This window comes from Orenia metallireducens, from assembly GCF_003001995.1.
In the GTDB taxonomy this organism is placed as follows: domain Bacteria; phylum Bacillota; class Halanaerobiia; order Halobacteroidales; family Halobacteroidaceae; genus Orenia; species Orenia metallireducens_B.
The window spans coordinates 69,326-83,672 of sequence record NZ_PVNB01000011.1 but is presented as its reverse complement, the minus strand read 5'-3'; the positions used below and the strand labels follow the sequence as shown (position 1 = coordinate 83,672).

The following is a 14,347-nucleotide window of genomic DNA, read 5'->3' as shown; positions in this document are numbered from 1 at the left end:
TTAATTAATCTAATAAATCCTTAGCCTTAGTGTAATTAAATACAGGCCCTTCCAAACAGACATAAGTTTCATCTATCTTACAGTGACCACATTTACCGATAGCACAAGACATCTTTCTTTCAAAGGAGACCCAAATCTTCTCTTCTACCACTCCATTCTTTAACACCTCTTTAGCAGCAGCATCCATCATTACAGGAGGTCCTACTATTATTACATTATAATTCTCAAAACTATCAAAAGGTACCTTAGCTATATGATCAGTTACAAAACCAACCTCAAATCCATCTATCTTCTCTTTATCTAAAGTATAAATTGTATTGAATTCACTCTTAAACTTCTCTAAATCCTCTTCAAATAAAATACTATCTTCATCTTTAAAACCAGCGATTAAATATAAAGATTTTATACTATCTGAATTTTCATAGAAATATTTTAAAGTACTTCTAACTGGAGATACTCCTGTCCCACCAGCTATCACTACTAAATCTTTATCTTTGTACTCATTAATCGGGAATGAACTACCATAAGGTCCACGCATAAATAAGTTCTCTCCAACTTCTAGCTCAAAAACCTCATTAGTAACCTTTCCAACCTTTCTAATTGTAAATTCAAGCCAATTATCCCCTATACCACTTATAGAGATTGGTGCCTCTCCAACTTTGGGTAATGAAATTTGGAAGAACTGTCCATGTTCTACTTCTAAATCAGCTTCAACCCTAAAAGTATACTCAATCTCTGTTTCTTTAATAATATCTGTAATCTTATATGGTTTAGGAAGTGATATATTCTCACTCATCTAGTTTACCTCCTTTTGTAGTCTATTTACCTCTTCAGTTAACTTATTAATAGTTTTTGAAAAAGAGATTAGTTGATTACATCTGTCAGTACAACGACCACAACCAACACACATATGCTCTTCTCCAAAACGCTCTTTATAGTCATAAACTTTGTGAAGAGTTCTAAATCTCATTCTATCTGCAGGAGTATTTCTAAAGCTATGACCACCAGCCATCTCTGTAAAATCTTCATGCTGACAACTAGCCCAAACTCTTCTTCTCTCTCCTACCCTACCATTTTCACTATAAATAACATCAGAGGTAGTAAAGCAACTACAAGTTACACAAGCAGAAGTACAAGCTCCACAATCCTTACATCTTGCATTATAATCCTCCCACATCTTAAGATCATAAACCTTTTTTAGCATCTCTTTATCATCGATTTTAGGAAGATTGACCTCTTCCTGATTAGCTGTAACAAACTTATAGGTAAAATCTATCTCTTCTTCACTAGCAAAGAATCCTTCAAATTCATTATCCTTTACCTCTACTGATAGCTGATCTTCACCAAATTTAATAGCCAAACTATAGTCATCAGTCTGATTAGAACCCATTGAAATACAAAAACAGGTATCCCAATCTTCTTGACATTCCATTAGGACAAATTTCACCTTATCACGTAATCTTTTGTAATATACATCTTCATTATTACCATTCTCTAAAAAGATAGTATCAAGCCTTTTAATTCCATTGATATCACAAGGATGGGCAAATATTAATATCTCCTTATCATCTATCTGACTCTCTCTATACTCATATTCAGTAAAATGAAATAAGGTTTGAGTAATAGGGTGAATCACTTCCTTAGGTGAAAAATCTGACTTCTCATTATAAACTACATCTTTAACTGAATCAATCTCAGCATACCTAATCAAATCAGTGTCTGAATAACGCCCACGTTTTTCAAAACGAATTGGAGCATATACTCTATACTTCTTCTTTAATTCTTTTAAAACTTTATCCATCTTTTCAATGCTCACAGCATAACTCATATCATCCCTCCTAAAATTAGCTACCTAACCTAGAAATAATACTGCTTTCATCTGTAAATTAATACAAAACAAATTATTTCTTTCCTATTTTTATTCTACTACCCTATCATCTCAATGTAAAATATTCTCTAATTATGCTATGTATAAGTAATCACTTATATATATTTCTATTTATATAATCTATTAGTTATTTATAGTTTGAGGGATTTGAGTTAATATGGATATATTGAGACACTTTCAACTTCAGTGTATAGTGTGTAGTTGAGAGTTGATAGTTAAGTTCAAAACCTTAAAACATAAAGCTTTTAATCTTTTCACTATCAACTATACACTGTCAACTGTCAACTAAGACACGAAGTGTCGTAATATCCTTCCATTCCTCTATTTCTTCTGCTAATAAAAAAAGAAGGTGCAACAGCACCTTCTTTTTCAATCAAATTATTGATATTCAATTGCATCCTTTGGACAGACCTTAACACACTGTCCACAGTTAATACAGGCCTTAGTATCTAATTCATGCTTATTACCAGGATCCCCTGCAATAGCATCAACAGGGCATTTTTGAGCACATAAAGTACAGCCTACACAGTCCTCAGTGATTACAAGAACCTCTTCCTTTGGCTTTTCAATCTTAATCGTCTCATAAGGTGTCTCTAAGATAGCATCTGTTGGACAAGCCTGAACACAGGCTCCACAGCCCACACAAGTCTCTGCGTCAACTACTGGTAAGTTATTTACCATCTCTATTGCATCAACAGGGCACTTCTTAGCACATAAGGTACAACCAATACAGCCTTTCTCACAAGCCTGTTTAACCTCTTTTCCCTTTAAAACACTCTTACATCTAACTACTATATGTTCTGTATTGCTCATTAAAGCAATAATACTTCTTGGACATTCACTAACACACTTCCCACATCCAGTACATTTATCGGTATCGATTACTGGAAGGCCATTATCATCCATATACATTGCACCAAAAGCACAGACACTAACACAATCTCCAAAGCCTAAACAGCCATATTCACAGGATTTAGAATTAGCTACTCTATTAGCTGCTCTACATTTAGGTATCCCCTGATAATCTGCTTGATTGAAGGTTTCTGCCTTACCACCTTGGCAGAGAAGTTGAGCAATCTGTCTTTCTTTGGAAGATGCACCTGCATCAACGCCCATAATAGTTGCCACCTGCTCAGCTATATCTGGACCACCAACAGGACAACCATCACAGACAGTCTCCTCTTTTACTACAGCCTCAGCAAAGCTAGCACAGCCTGGATAACCACAGGCACCACAGTTAGCACCTGGTAGCACCTTCTCTATCTCTCCTTTACGTGGATCTTCTTCTACTTTAAATTTAACTGAAGAATAAGCCAGTCCTCCAGCAAATAATGCACCTAATAACCCCATACTCGGAATCGCATTTTTAAATATCTCAAAATCCATCTACTCCACCTCCAATTCTACAATCCTGAGAAGCCCATAAACGCCATAGCCATCAGTCCAGCAATTAATAAAGTAATCGGTGCTCCCTTTAACGCTGCTGGTACATCAGCAAATTCTAATCTCTCTCTCATTCCAGCCATTAAAACAATCGCTAAAGTAAAACCAGCCCCTGCACCTAATCCAAAGATTGTACTTTCAATAAAGTTATAATTATTCATCGGAATCATCAATGCCAATCCTAAGATAGCACAGTTAGTCGTAATCAAAGGTAAGAAGATACCCAATGCTTTATATAATGGTGGACTTACCTTCTTAATTACCATCTCAGTCAACTGTACAAAAGATGCAATCACTAAGATAAACGCCACATATTTCAAATATCCTAATCCTAAAGGAACCAAGATAAGACTATTAACAGCCCAGACACAGACAGCGGAAGTTGTCATTACAAAAGTAGTTGCTAACCCCATGCTAAAAGCCGTTGGTACCTCTTTAGAAACTCCTAAGAAAGGACAAATCCCTAAAAATTGAGATAGGATAAAGTTATTAGTTATTGCCGCTGTCATAAAGATCATTACTAAACTACCAAATAATTCTCCTAAATCGCCCATCTCTTAACCTCCTTTAAATATTTTAGCTACTAGCCACTCGCTGATAGCTAGTAGCAGATTTATACAGTGTGGCAGCTCTCTCCAGTAGAATCTTGCAGATCTACCTTCACACTAGCTGCTCTATTTTTGAAGTAATTCATTACACCTAAAACTGTACCCAAAGTCAAGAAGGCTCCTGCTGGCAAGACCATAATCAGCCATGGTTGGAACCACTCTCCCATTACCTGTATTGCAAGAGATGTTCCTCTAAATACAGTCCCAAAACCGATTACCTCACGAATAATTCCCAAGAAGGTCAAAGCCCAAGTAAAGCCAACTCCCATCCCCAAGGCATCAGCAATGGTACGGTGCACAGGTTGCTTAGAAGCAAAGGACTCAGAACGTCCTAAAATCAAACAGTTTACTACAATCAATGGAATAAATAACTTAAGTGATTCAGCAATTGCCGGTACATAGGCCTTAGCCGAATAATCAACTATCGTTACAAAGGTAGCAATAATAACAATAAAGCTAGGAATTCTAACTTCATCAGGAATTAATCTCTTTACCAGTGAATTTACAATTCCAGAACCCAATAATACAAAACTAGTTGCTAAACCCATCGCCAATCCATTAGTTGCAGTATTGGTTACTGCTAAAGTTGGACACATCCCCAACAACATTACAAAAACAGGATTCTCTTTCCACAACCCTTTCACAAAATCTTTCCATAAGGTTAACATATTACTCACCCCCACTATAAGCCTGTTCTACTGTAGCAATAGCATCCTTTAAGATATTACTTACTGCTTGAGAAGAGATTGTAGCTCCTGCAATAGCATCTACATCCTCTTTAGCTACAAAATTATCGGAGAAAGATTTACCCTGAAACTGACCCTTAAACTCTTCCTCAGCCATTCTAGCTCCTAAACCTGGTGTATCTAACTGGTCTAGAATCTTCACTTTCAATAATTTTTGATTCTCAACATCCATTCCAATCATCAAAATAATAGTACCTTGAAATCCATTACCCTCATGCTGAAAGGCTATTCCTACAGGGCTTCCTGCTTCATCTAAGCCTTGATATAATTCTAATCCGCCTTTCTCTAGCTTTTCATACTTAACTGCTCCTGGTAGAACATCCAAAATAGCCTCTTTTTTAGCTTGGGCAGCATGTTCATTAATCAATGGAGTCGTTGCTTGGTAGACCAAGCTCAATACTAGAGCCGAAATAATCATAATCGAAGTCAATACAACTATTAGCTTGATATCTATCTTCTCTTTACCCATTTATCTTCACCTCGCCAAAAGCCCTTGGTAAAGTATACTTATCAATAATTGGTACAAACATATTCATTAATAGTATAGAGTATAATACCCCTTCAGGAAGTCCACCATAAACTCTGATAATTACTAATAAAATTCCACAGCCAATACCAAAGATCCATCTTCCCTTCTTGGTCACAGGAGTTGTTACCATATCTGTAGCCATAAAGAAGGCTCCTAACATAAGTCCCCCTGCTAAAAGATGAAAAATAGGTCCACCTTTACCAACAAAAGTAGTTAATACTGCTACTGTTCCTAAATATCCTGCTGGAACTCTCCAATCAATATAACCTTTATAAAGAAGATATAGCCCTCCTAAAATAATAGCTACAGCTGAGGTCTCACCTAAAGAACCCCCAACTCTACCTAAAAACAAATCCTTAAGTGCAATAGCGGTAGGATTATCTGCACCCAAAGGTGTCGCACTAGAGGTTACATCAATCAACTTCCAAGTGGTCATTGCTACTGGAAAGCTTGCCAATAAGAAGGCTCTTCCTACCAAAGCAGGATTAAAGAAGTTATATCCCAATCCTCCAAAGACCTGTTTTCCAAGTGCAATCGCTATGATACTTCCTACTATTGCCATCCAGATTGGTAGCTCTGGTGGTAAGGTCAAAGCCAATAATAGCCCTGTGACTAAAGCACTAAAATCACCGATAGTTACTGGTATTCCCCTTAATTTTTGAAATAAAGCCTCTGTAGCAACTGCTGTAATGGAACATGCTATAATTAACATCAAAGCAGAACTACCAAAATAGTATATTGCTGTTAAAGTAGTCGGTAATAAAGCCAACACCACATTGAACATAATATTAGAAGTACTCTCTTTACTTCTAACATGAGGCCCTGGCGAAACCGTTAGTTGTGTTCTATTACTCATTACTAAGCCTCCAATCATTCGCTTTTTCTTAATTCAGCTTGTAGATTCTCTTTTCCTAATTTGACCCACTGCAAAATCTCAATATTAGCTGGACAGACATAGGTACAAGATCCACATTCAATACAATCAAGAACATGATAATCCTGCAACTTCAAGTTCATATCAGCCTTAGTCAGATTAACTAGTGCTGTTGGTAGCAACTTCGCCGGACAGGCATCTACACAACGAGCACACCTAATACAGGGCCCTGCTTCAGGGTAAGCTCCCAATTCATCCTTACTTAAAACCAGAATTCCTGAAGTACCTTTGGTAGCAGGAAGATCTAAATTGCTTTGCGCCTGCCCCATCATGGGACCTCCTAAAATTACCTTACCTGGAGTTCCTATAAATCCACCTGACTCCTCAATTAATTGACTTAATGGTGTTCCAATTCTAAAGATTAAATTCTGTGGATTTTTGACTGCCCCTGTAACTGTAACTGTTCTTTCAACCAAGGGCATACCTACCTGAATGGCATCAGTAATTGCTACTGCTGTACCTATATTATTGACAACTACTCCCACATCAAGGGGTAAACCTCCTGAGGGTACTTCTTGGTCTAATATGGCCTTAATTAATTGCTTCTCTCCACCTTGAGGATACTTAACCTCCAAGGGAACAACACTAATCTTATCTTCAGCTTTGATAGCCTGCTGCATGCTTTTTATTGCATCTGGTTTATTGACCTCAACCCCAATATAACCCTCCTTAGCATCCACCATCTTCATCAAAGCCTGCAACCCATAAATAACCTTCTCTGCTTGCTCCACCATAGTGCGGTGATCAACAGTCAGATAAGGTTCACACTCAGCACCATTTAAGATAACCTTATCAACATTCTTGCCCTCTGGAATAGATACCTTGACATGAGTTGGGAATGTAGCTCCTCCCATTCCAACAATCCCTGCTTCTTTAACAATATCCTTTAATTCTTCAGCAGATAAATCCTTTAAATCACCTTTAGCTTTAATCGATTCATCCTGCCTATCTTCAAAATCATTTTTGATTTTAACTGATAAAGAACCATTAACTTTCTCTACAGCCAAAACCTCTCCTGATACACTTGCATGTATATCAGCAGAGACAAAGCCTGTTGCTTGCCCAATCTTCTGACCTAAGTTAACTATATCCCCTTTCTTAACTAGAGGCTTAGCAGGTGCCCCAATATGCTGTTGAAGAGGAATAATAACTTCTTCAGGTTGACTAGCAAGCTTAAAAGCTTTGCCTGCTGTCAACTCTTTATTGTACCTTGGATGAATCCCCTGTTCAAAAGTTCTAGCCTTCAACCTTTTCACCCCTTTTTCATAGTACTTTTAGATTAGTAGCTTAAGAAGATTCAATAATAGAAAGAACAAATTAAGCTAAGCTTAATATATGTATACAAATCAATTAATTTCATAGCATATTACCAAAATAAACCATATCTTTTTGCAAATCACCCTAGATATAATTTAATAGTAATTATGAAATGTTATGAAATACAATACCATTAAACTTAGCTTTTATATCATTTTTTCTGATTCATTTATTGTTTTTAATATTAAACCTTCTTTTGCTTAAAATTAATTAATTTTATATTAAATTTTTGTAAATAAAAATTTAATTATACTCTTATATTACAATTTTAGAATAAGCAAGTCAAGTATTTCGCCCATAATTATAATTTTCACAATTTTATGTGATATTTCTCACAGTATATCAGCTTTCCTCCCGTTTACTCCCTTTAAGGCCCATTCTATCTCCTTTACCTTTGGGGCTTTCATATATAATCTCATACTCCTTTTTATATCCTGAAGATAATGAGCATCAGAATTACTAATAAATGAATAAGTATCAATTGTACTAAACTTATCAATTATCTTGGAAACCTTAGACTTTGAAGATACTTCAAAGATGAACCCATCCAAATCAGGTGGTATAAACCCTAAATTTGATATAATACTATAATTAGGCTTATCTATATGAGAAGGAATTGCTATCCCCCCTATACTTTTTACCTCTTTAATTACCTGACTGATACTCAAAGAGGTTGCTGTCAATAGTAGCCTCTCTACTCTACCAATATACTCATCACTCTGATCAGTTAGCAATTGGGGACCAAATATCTCCTCATTATTCTTGAAATCAGGTAAAGAAGCATATACCTTATCTTTCCACAACAAAACCTGCTCCAAAGTATCAAATAAACATATTAGATGTATCTCCTCAGCAGTCTCTACTTCCATCCCAGGGATAATAGTTAAAGGAGTATCCTTAGCCAATTCTAAGGCTACTCCAATATTCTCAGCTGAATTATGGTCAGTGATTGCAATTAAATCCAAACCTAGCTCTAAAGATCGATTAATTATATTCTGGGGAGTCATCAATAAGTCACCACAGGGTGATAAGACACTATGAATATGAAAGTCAGCCAGAAAAGATTTCATCACTATTCAATTCCTAATTGATATAACTTGCCTGACAACTCATAAGTATCTAATTTGCTTCTTAAAATATTAATTTCTAGCTCTTTGGCTTTTTTGATAGTATCATCATCAATAGAAAAATTCTCTGTTACTAAAATTCCAGCCAACTCTATTAATTGAGCAATCGCTACTATATTCTGGTGCCCCTGAATAGTCAACCACAGATTACCTGCACTACTTCTAGCCATCACATTACTCAACAGATCAGAAGCATACCCTCCTGTTACTTCAACCTCTAAATCCCCTTCTACTACAACCTCTAGATTTAATCTCTCAACCAACTCTTTAATCTTCATCATCATCACTCTCCTCTTTATTTCTTTTCATTACTGGTGGTAGAGCATGAGCTAAAGTCGCCATCTCATCGGCCAAATCAGCTACCTGTTGGCGCAGGATAAAGATACAATCAGTTCTACTGGCTAAGCCATTAATAATATCTTCTGCTAAAGTACGACAATCTGGAGCACCACAAGCAGCACAATCTAGACCTGGCAAAATTTCTATCTCCTTCTCTAGCTTTGTTAGTTTAGCCATAGCTACAATTAAGTCATCATCCAAAGAAGCAATGGATTTCTCCTTAAAAGAATTTTGTAAATTCATATCATACTTATTCAAGTCCTGCTCCACAAGGTTAATCCCTTTTTTAACTAGATTATGAATATTAAACTCTGCTAAGAAGGGATTTTTCACATTAAATACCCCACCAACACATCCTGGTTGGCAAGCTACCATCTCAAAGTATTGAATATGAGCAAGATCACCTCTATCTAGCTCTTCTAAAACACTCATCACATTATGAATTCCTGCCACCGAAACGGTACTTATACCTTCTAACAGATCTGCTTCTCCTCCACCACTTGCCCAACTGATTCCAAAGTAGGGTATATCATAACCCTCTATCTTACAGCAATCATCTAAATTATCAACTCTTTTTATTAACTCATGATAAATTGTATCTACTGCTATCGCCCTGTCTAGATAACTCTCTTCCATACCCAAAGGATTATTTACAGTAGTCATCTTGGCTGGACAGGGAGTAATAAAGAAGATACCTATCTCTTCATCCTTAGCCCCTAACTCTGCTTTGATAAACTCCCGTGCTCTTTGGGCTACAATCTCTACAGGTGATTTAAAAGGAGCTAAATATCCCAATAATTCTGGATAGAGAAGCTGTATTAATCTCACTACCCCAGGACATGATGAAGAGATTAAGGTTCTATCATTATCCCTTATATACTCCTTAGTAACTTGGGTTAAGGCTTCAGCCCCTAAGGCTACATCCCAAATTTGAAAAAAGCCTATATCTTTAAGGGCTAACATTACTTTAGCAGGATTTATATCCTGGGTAAATTGCCCATAAAAACTAGGGGGAACTAAAGCAACAGGATACTTATACTCCTTTAGATCAGCTAAATCATCAGTAGCTCCATACTTAGCATGATATTCACAGCTTCTAATACACTCTCCACAATCTATACAGTACTCTTCTTTTATCTTTGCTTGACCTTGATGAACCCGGATAGCATTTGTAGGGCAGTTCTTAACACAATTAGTACAGCCCTTACACTTATCTGGCTTTAATAGCACAGAATGAATATTACTCATTGGAATCACCACTCTCTCTAAGAGAAATCCTTGCCTCTATCTCAGTTCCTTTGCCAACCTCCGTTTCTACATTCAATTCATCAGAATAACGCTTAATATTACAAAGTCCCATCCCTGCTCCAAAGCCCATTTCTCTTGCTTTCTGGCTTGCTGTTGAGTATCCTGGTTGAAAGGCCTTCTCTAAATCAGCAATTCCAGGACCTTTATCAGAAGCAATAACTCTAATCTCAGAAGGAGTAACCTCTGCTTTTAAACTCCCCCCATAAGTATGAATAATAATATTAATCTCTAATTCATAGGTAGCAATAGCTATTTTGCGAATTGTTTGGGCAGGAATACCCAATTTATGGAGAAGACTCTTTAACTTGCTAGAAGCCTCCCCTCCAACAGAGAAATCACCAGCTTCCACTTCACAATCTAAAATAACCTGCTTAATCTCATCTTTTTGCAAATTAATCCCTCCACAATAGCTTGTCTGATTTCTATTCTAATTTCGCCAATTTCTCTGCTCTTAAGCCAGCAGAATATAATAAACCACAAGCTTGGTATAATGGCTTATCAGTACTCATCAAAGGAATACCCCTATCTTTTGCCAGCTCTATTGTCTCCACTGGTGGTTGTTTTCCCCTTACAAAAATAATTAAAGATAAATCAGTCATCTCTGCAGTCCTGATTACCTGTGGATTGGTTAAACCAGTTAATAATACAGTGTTTTCTTTAGAAAAGGCCAATACATCACTCATCAAATCGGCTCCACATCCACTTAACAGTTCTAATTCTTCAGATCCTTCTACTATAACTTGAGCAGATAATATCTCTTTAACCTCTTTTAGCTTCATTATTATTCTTATCCTCCTTATAGAGTCAAACTTAATTTAGTAAGAACTTTATTATAGATATTCTCAAGCCTAAAGTTAGATCACTATAGGCAATCTAATAATTATATGATAAATAAAAAAGCCCATTCTCTGCATTATATTAGTTATATAGGCAAACTAGAAGAGAAAGGACAATTAAAATATTTATCAATATAATTATATCACCAATCATATTGAAATTAAATCCTTTCTCTAAAGTTCAAAAAATGTAAATAATAGAATAAAGAGATATTAGGACAATAACGAGTGGATAGGAAAAATCCAATTGAGGATTTTTCCATTACGAAGGGTTCAAAGAACCCGAAGGATGAGTGACAAAAAGAGCTTTTTACTCGTTACACGTCACTCGTCACTGATTGTTAAAATATCGCTATATATCCATTATTCGATATTAACCACTATCATTACTGAAATAATTTAATATTAGTTAGATAGCAAGATCACAATTCTTCACAAAAAATGATTAGACCCACAATAATTGTGGGTCTAAACTTTAATGTTTAATATAAGTTGGAAAACCATAATTTTTAAGCTCTAAGCCTAACTCTTCTGCTGCTTGCTTGGTCCTAAAAGCACCCACCTGCACTCTATAGGGATCTCTACTAGTAATATATGCAGTAAAGCCCTTATTTTGCAACTGATCTACTAATCCTTGGGCATTGGACTCTTTAGCAAAGGCACCTACCTGTACTACATATAAGTCCTGATCTAAATTTGGACTTGTCATTGTATCCTCTGCCTTTTCTTCCTCTTTATCTACATCTTCTTCCTCTACCTTTTCAGCTGAAGTTGTTTGTTTTTGATTATTCAATTTCTGATCACCATCTATTCTTTCCTCAGTTACAATCTGATCATTAGCTACTGACTTAATCTTCTCTTCAGGAGCTGTCACATAATCCAAAAACCAACTGCAGACAAAATATCCAAAGATACTAGCTATAATCGCCATAGAACCTAACATCACTGCTAAGGACATACCTGATTTTAAATTCTTATTATTTCTCTTCATAATTCCTCCCCTTCTCTTCTTACTATACTTTTTAAATTTAATAAAAATAAATCCTCTATAATCCTATTTAATATTTATTGACCTAATCCTTCAAATAATTATATAAGTAATTAAACTATACTTATTCAAAGAACTTACTAAAATACTATGCAGAGAGATTATTATTTATTAATAATCTTCTCTATTTAATTAAAGATCACCCTCCAAAAACAACAATAAAATCTATATGAATTTCTTAGCTAAGATCCTTTTGTCTGATTCTATTTAAGTTATATTTGTTTTTCATCTCCTTCATTCTAGTAATATTTACTATATTAAAGATTTTATACTTATTTTACCGATAAATTTTAGTATCTGAATTAACTCAAATCTATAATAAACAATAGTACTAAACACAGTAAAGATTATCATGTTAACTATTATAATTACATCTTATGCTAGTAGAAAGGGTGATACAATATATCCATAAAGAGACACTGGTTATATTCAAATTATTAATTAACACAACAAGTTATATCCTCCTATTAGAAACCATAAATAATAAAGAAGTAGAGTTGATAAATCAACTCTACTTCTTTTCTTTAAGCAAAAAACTTCTAGCTTCTGCTACTGTATATAAAGAGCCACTAATCAAGATCAAATCCTTCTCTTTCGCTTCAGCAACTGTACTTTCAATTGCCTTTTCCAATTTCAATTGTGTCTCTAGATTAAAATTATATCTCTCCACCTTCTCTTTTAGACTTTCGATATCGATTACCCTATTACTACTATTTTGAGTTAAAATAACCTTAGTAGCCTTTGGTACAATATTAGAAACAATTCCTTCCACATCCTTATCCCCTAAAATACTTAAAATTAGGAATAAATTCTGATAATCTAATTTATCCAGCACATTTAATAGGCTCTGTACACCAGCTACATTATGGGCGCCATCTAGGATAATTGTTGGCTTAGATGAAATAACCTCTACTCTACCAGGCCATTTTACTTTAGAGATACCAGCTTTAATCTCATCTATAGTTAGAGGGTAGCTATCTTCTATAGCCTCTATTGCTCCAATAGCAGTAGCCGTATTTAAGATTTGATGTTTACCTAATAGAGGTAGTTGTAATTCATTATAGGACCTCTTCCCACTCTCTAAATCAAATAACTGATAAGCTAAATCACTTCTATGCTCAGTCCAATTAAATTTATCATTGATATTAATCAACTCTGCATTCTGCTCATTAGCTACCTTAGTAATCTCTCTCTTAACTATATCATCATCAGTAGCTGTAATTACAACTTGTCCCTCTTTAATCACACCAGCCTTCTCCCAAGCGATCTTTCTTAAGTCATTACCCAAGCGATCAGTATGATCAAGACTGACATTTGTGATTATAGATACCAGACTACTCTTGATAGCATTAGTAGCATCATATCTACCACCTAAGCCTACCTCCAATACTAACAAATCGACCTCTTGCCTATAATAATATAAGAAGGCTAAAGCTGTTACAACTTCAAAATATGTAGGATGCTCTAACTCTTCTGCCACCCTATCAATCACAGGCTTCATATCTTCTATCAATTCTTCTAAATCTTCATTACTGATGTTAATATTATTTATTCTAATTCTCTCATTAAACTCAGTAATATGAGGAGATGTATATGTACCAACTTTATAGCCTGCTTCTTTATAGATAGAGGTTAGAATTGCTGATGTTGAACCTTTTCCATTAGTCCCTGCAACATGAATAATATCTAATTTATCTTGGGGGTTATCTAGATAACCTAGTAATAACTTGATTCTATCCAATCCTAATCTAATTCCCCTATTATTTAAAGTATCTAAATATTTTATCCCTTTCATCTTATCACCTCATCATAATATTTAAAGTAATTCTCAATCAGCAGTAGCTACTAGCAAATCAGCCTTTAATGATAGTTAGCAGTTCTGAATTTGATAATACTTCACTACCTAATTTTAACTAAAATTAAGCTAAAATAAAAGAAAAATAAATTTATTTACATGTTTTTTTACCACTAGCCCCACTATCTTTTATACTTTGATCCTATTCTCTGTCTTGATATCTAAAGGAATCTCTATTGAATTTAAATTTGTCTTTATAGATAGATATTCCACACTTCAAGATTAAGTTTAAGCTTGAGTCAACCATAAAAACACTGCTTTAACCTTTACTTAGATACCAATAAAGTTTTGGCCTAGATTCGTAGAACCATCTCCTGTAAATATTAAAGGCTAGGGATTCAACCCTAGCTTTTTTGTAAATAACAAAAA

The 14,347-nt window shown here is 35.1% G+C and carries 15 protein-coding genes; all 15 read right to left on the bottom strand.

Annotated elements, in window-relative coordinates; translation table 11 throughout:
* Positions 1–4: 4 nt before the first annotated feature.
* Positions 5–796 carry an anaerobic sulfite reductase subunit AsrB gene (asrB, locus tag BX659_RS09320; protein WP_097018272.1) on the bottom strand — a complete coding sequence of 264 codons (792 nt, stop codon included), beginning with the start codon at positions 794–796 and terminating at the stop codon, positions 5–7.
* The gene (asrA, locus tag BX659_RS09315) at positions 797–1,828 is read right to left on the bottom strand and encodes an anaerobic sulfite reductase subunit AsrA (protein WP_097018271.1); all 1,032 of its coding nucleotides are present in this window, start codon (positions 1,826–1,828) and stop codon (positions 797–799) included.
* Positions 1,829–2,266: 438 nt separating this feature from the next.
* Positions 2,267–3,274, bottom strand: coding sequence for an RnfABCDGE type electron transport complex subunit B (locus BX659_RS09310; protein WP_097018270.1), 1,008 nt, complete (start codon positions 3,272–3,274; stop codon positions 2,267–2,269).
* A gap of 17 nt (positions 3,275–3,291) precedes the next feature.
* The gene (gene rsxA, locus BX659_RS09305; RefSeq protein ID WP_097018269.1) at positions 3,292–3,885 is read right to left on the bottom strand and encodes an electron transport complex subunit RsxA; all 594 of its coding nucleotides are present in this window, start codon (positions 3,883–3,885) and stop codon (positions 3,292–3,294) included.
* 59 nt (positions 3,886–3,944) lie between these two features.
* Positions 3,945–4,607, bottom strand: a complete 663-nt coding sequence (rsxE, locus tag BX659_RS09300) for an electron transport complex subunit RsxE (protein WP_097018268.1) — start codon at positions 4,605–4,607, stop codon at positions 3,945–3,947.
* A gap of 1 nt (position 4,608) precedes the next feature.
* Positions 4,609–5,154, bottom strand: coding sequence for an RnfABCDGE type electron transport complex subunit G (locus tag BX659_RS09295; RefSeq protein ID WP_097018267.1), 546 nt, complete (start codon positions 5,152–5,154; stop codon positions 4,609–4,611).
* Positions 5,147–6,070, bottom strand: coding sequence for an RnfABCDGE type electron transport complex subunit D (locus BX659_RS09290; RefSeq protein ID WP_097018266.1), 924 nt, complete (start codon positions 6,068–6,070; stop codon positions 5,147–5,149). Before BX659_RS09290 ends, BX659_RS09295 begins: the two co-directional genes overlap by 8 nt.
* A 14-nt stretch (positions 6,071–6,084) precedes the next feature.
* Entirely contained in the window at positions 6,085–7,395 is a 1,311-nt protein-coding gene (gene rsxC, locus BX659_RS09285; RefSeq protein ID WP_097018265.1) for an electron transport complex subunit RsxC, read from the bottom strand.
* A 402-nt stretch (positions 7,396–7,797) separates the two neighbouring features.
* Positions 7,798–8,535, bottom strand: a complete 738-nt coding sequence (locus tag BX659_RS09280) for a PHP domain-containing protein (protein ID WP_097018264.1) — start codon at positions 8,533–8,535, stop codon at positions 7,798–7,800.
* Between the two features lie 2 nt (positions 8,536–8,537).
* Positions 8,538–8,870 carry a DRTGG domain-containing protein gene (locus BX659_RS09275; RefSeq protein WP_097018300.1) on the bottom strand — a complete coding sequence of 111 codons (333 nt, stop codon included), beginning with the start codon at positions 8,868–8,870 and terminating at the stop codon, positions 8,538–8,540.
* The gene (locus tag BX659_RS09270) at positions 8,860–10,179 is read right to left on the bottom strand and encodes a [Fe-Fe] hydrogenase large subunit C-terminal domain-containing protein (RefSeq protein WP_097018263.1); all 1,320 of its coding nucleotides are present in this window, start codon (positions 10,177–10,179) and stop codon (positions 8,860–8,862) included. Before BX659_RS09270 ends, BX659_RS09275 begins: the two co-directional genes overlap by 11 nt.
* The gene (locus BX659_RS09265) at positions 10,172–10,630 is read right to left on the bottom strand and encodes an ATP-binding protein (protein ID WP_097018262.1); all 459 of its coding nucleotides are present in this window, start codon (positions 10,628–10,630) and stop codon (positions 10,172–10,174) included. The genes BX659_RS09270 and BX659_RS09265 overlap by 8 nt, the downstream gene beginning before the upstream one ends.
* 31 nt (positions 10,631–10,661) lie before the next feature.
* The gene (locus BX659_RS09260; protein WP_097018261.1) at positions 10,662–11,018 is read right to left on the bottom strand and encodes a DRTGG domain-containing protein; all 357 of its coding nucleotides are present in this window, start codon (positions 11,016–11,018) and stop codon (positions 10,662–10,664) included.
* Positions 11,019–11,550: 532 nt separating this feature from the next.
* Positions 11,551–12,066: an SPOR domain-containing protein gene (locus BX659_RS09255; RefSeq protein ID WP_097018260.1), complete on the bottom strand. Its 516-nt coding sequence runs from the start codon at positions 12,064–12,066 to the stop codon at positions 11,551–11,553.
* Between the two features lie 568 nt (positions 12,067–12,634).
* Positions 12,635–13,918, bottom strand: coding sequence for a bifunctional folylpolyglutamate synthase/dihydrofolate synthase (locus tag BX659_RS09250; RefSeq protein WP_097018259.1), 1,284 nt, complete (start codon positions 13,916–13,918; stop codon positions 12,635–12,637).
* Positions 13,919–14,347 lie beyond the last annotated feature (429 nt).

Bases quoted from the DNA above. Each gene is read 5' to 3' on its own strand.
- asrB (WP_097018272.1), bottom strand. From the start codon at position 796: ATGAGTGAGAATATATCACTTCCTAAACCATATAAGATTACAGATATT.
- asrA (WP_097018271.1), bottom strand. From the start codon at position 1,828: ATGAGTTATGCTGTGAGCATTGAAAAGATGGATAAAGTTTTAAAAGAA.
- BX659_RS09310 (WP_097018270.1), bottom strand. From the start codon at position 3,274: ATGGATTTTGAGATATTTAAAAATGCGATTCCGAGTATGGGGTTATTA.
- rsxA (WP_097018269.1), bottom strand. From the start codon at position 3,885: ATGGGCGATTTAGGAGAATTATTTGGTAGTTTAGTAATGATCTTTATG.
- rsxE (WP_097018268.1), bottom strand. From the start codon at position 4,607: ATGTTAACCTTATGGAAAGATTTTGTGAAAGGGTTGTGGAAAGAGAAT.
- BX659_RS09295 (WP_097018267.1), bottom strand. From the start codon at position 5,154: ATGGGTAAAGAGAAGATAGATATCAAGCTAATAGTTGTATTGACTTCG.
- BX659_RS09290 (WP_097018266.1), bottom strand. From the start codon at position 6,070: ATGAGTAATAGAACACAACTAACGGTTTCGCCAGGGCCTCATGTTAGA.
- BX659_RS09280 (WP_097018264.1), bottom strand. From the start codon at position 8,535: ATGAAATCTTTTCTGGCTGACTTTCATATTCATAGTGTCTTATCACCC.
- BX659_RS09275 (WP_097018300.1), bottom strand. From the start codon at position 8,870: ATGAAGATTAAAGAGTTGGTTGAGAGATTAAATCTAGAGGTTGTAGTA.
- BX659_RS09270 (WP_097018263.1), bottom strand. From the start codon at position 10,179: ATGAGTAATATTCATTCTGTGCTATTAAAGCCAGATAAGTGTAAGGGC.
- BX659_RS09260 (WP_097018261.1), bottom strand. From the start codon at position 11,018: ATGAAGCTAAAAGAGGTTAAAGAGATATTATCTGCTCAAGTTATAGTA.
- BX659_RS09255 (WP_097018260.1), bottom strand. From the start codon at position 12,066: ATGAAGAGAAATAATAAGAATTTAAAATCAGGTATGTCCTTAGCAGTG.
- BX659_RS09250 (WP_097018259.1), bottom strand. From the start codon at position 13,918: ATGAAAGGGATAAAATATTTAGATACTTTAAATAATAGGGGAATTAGA.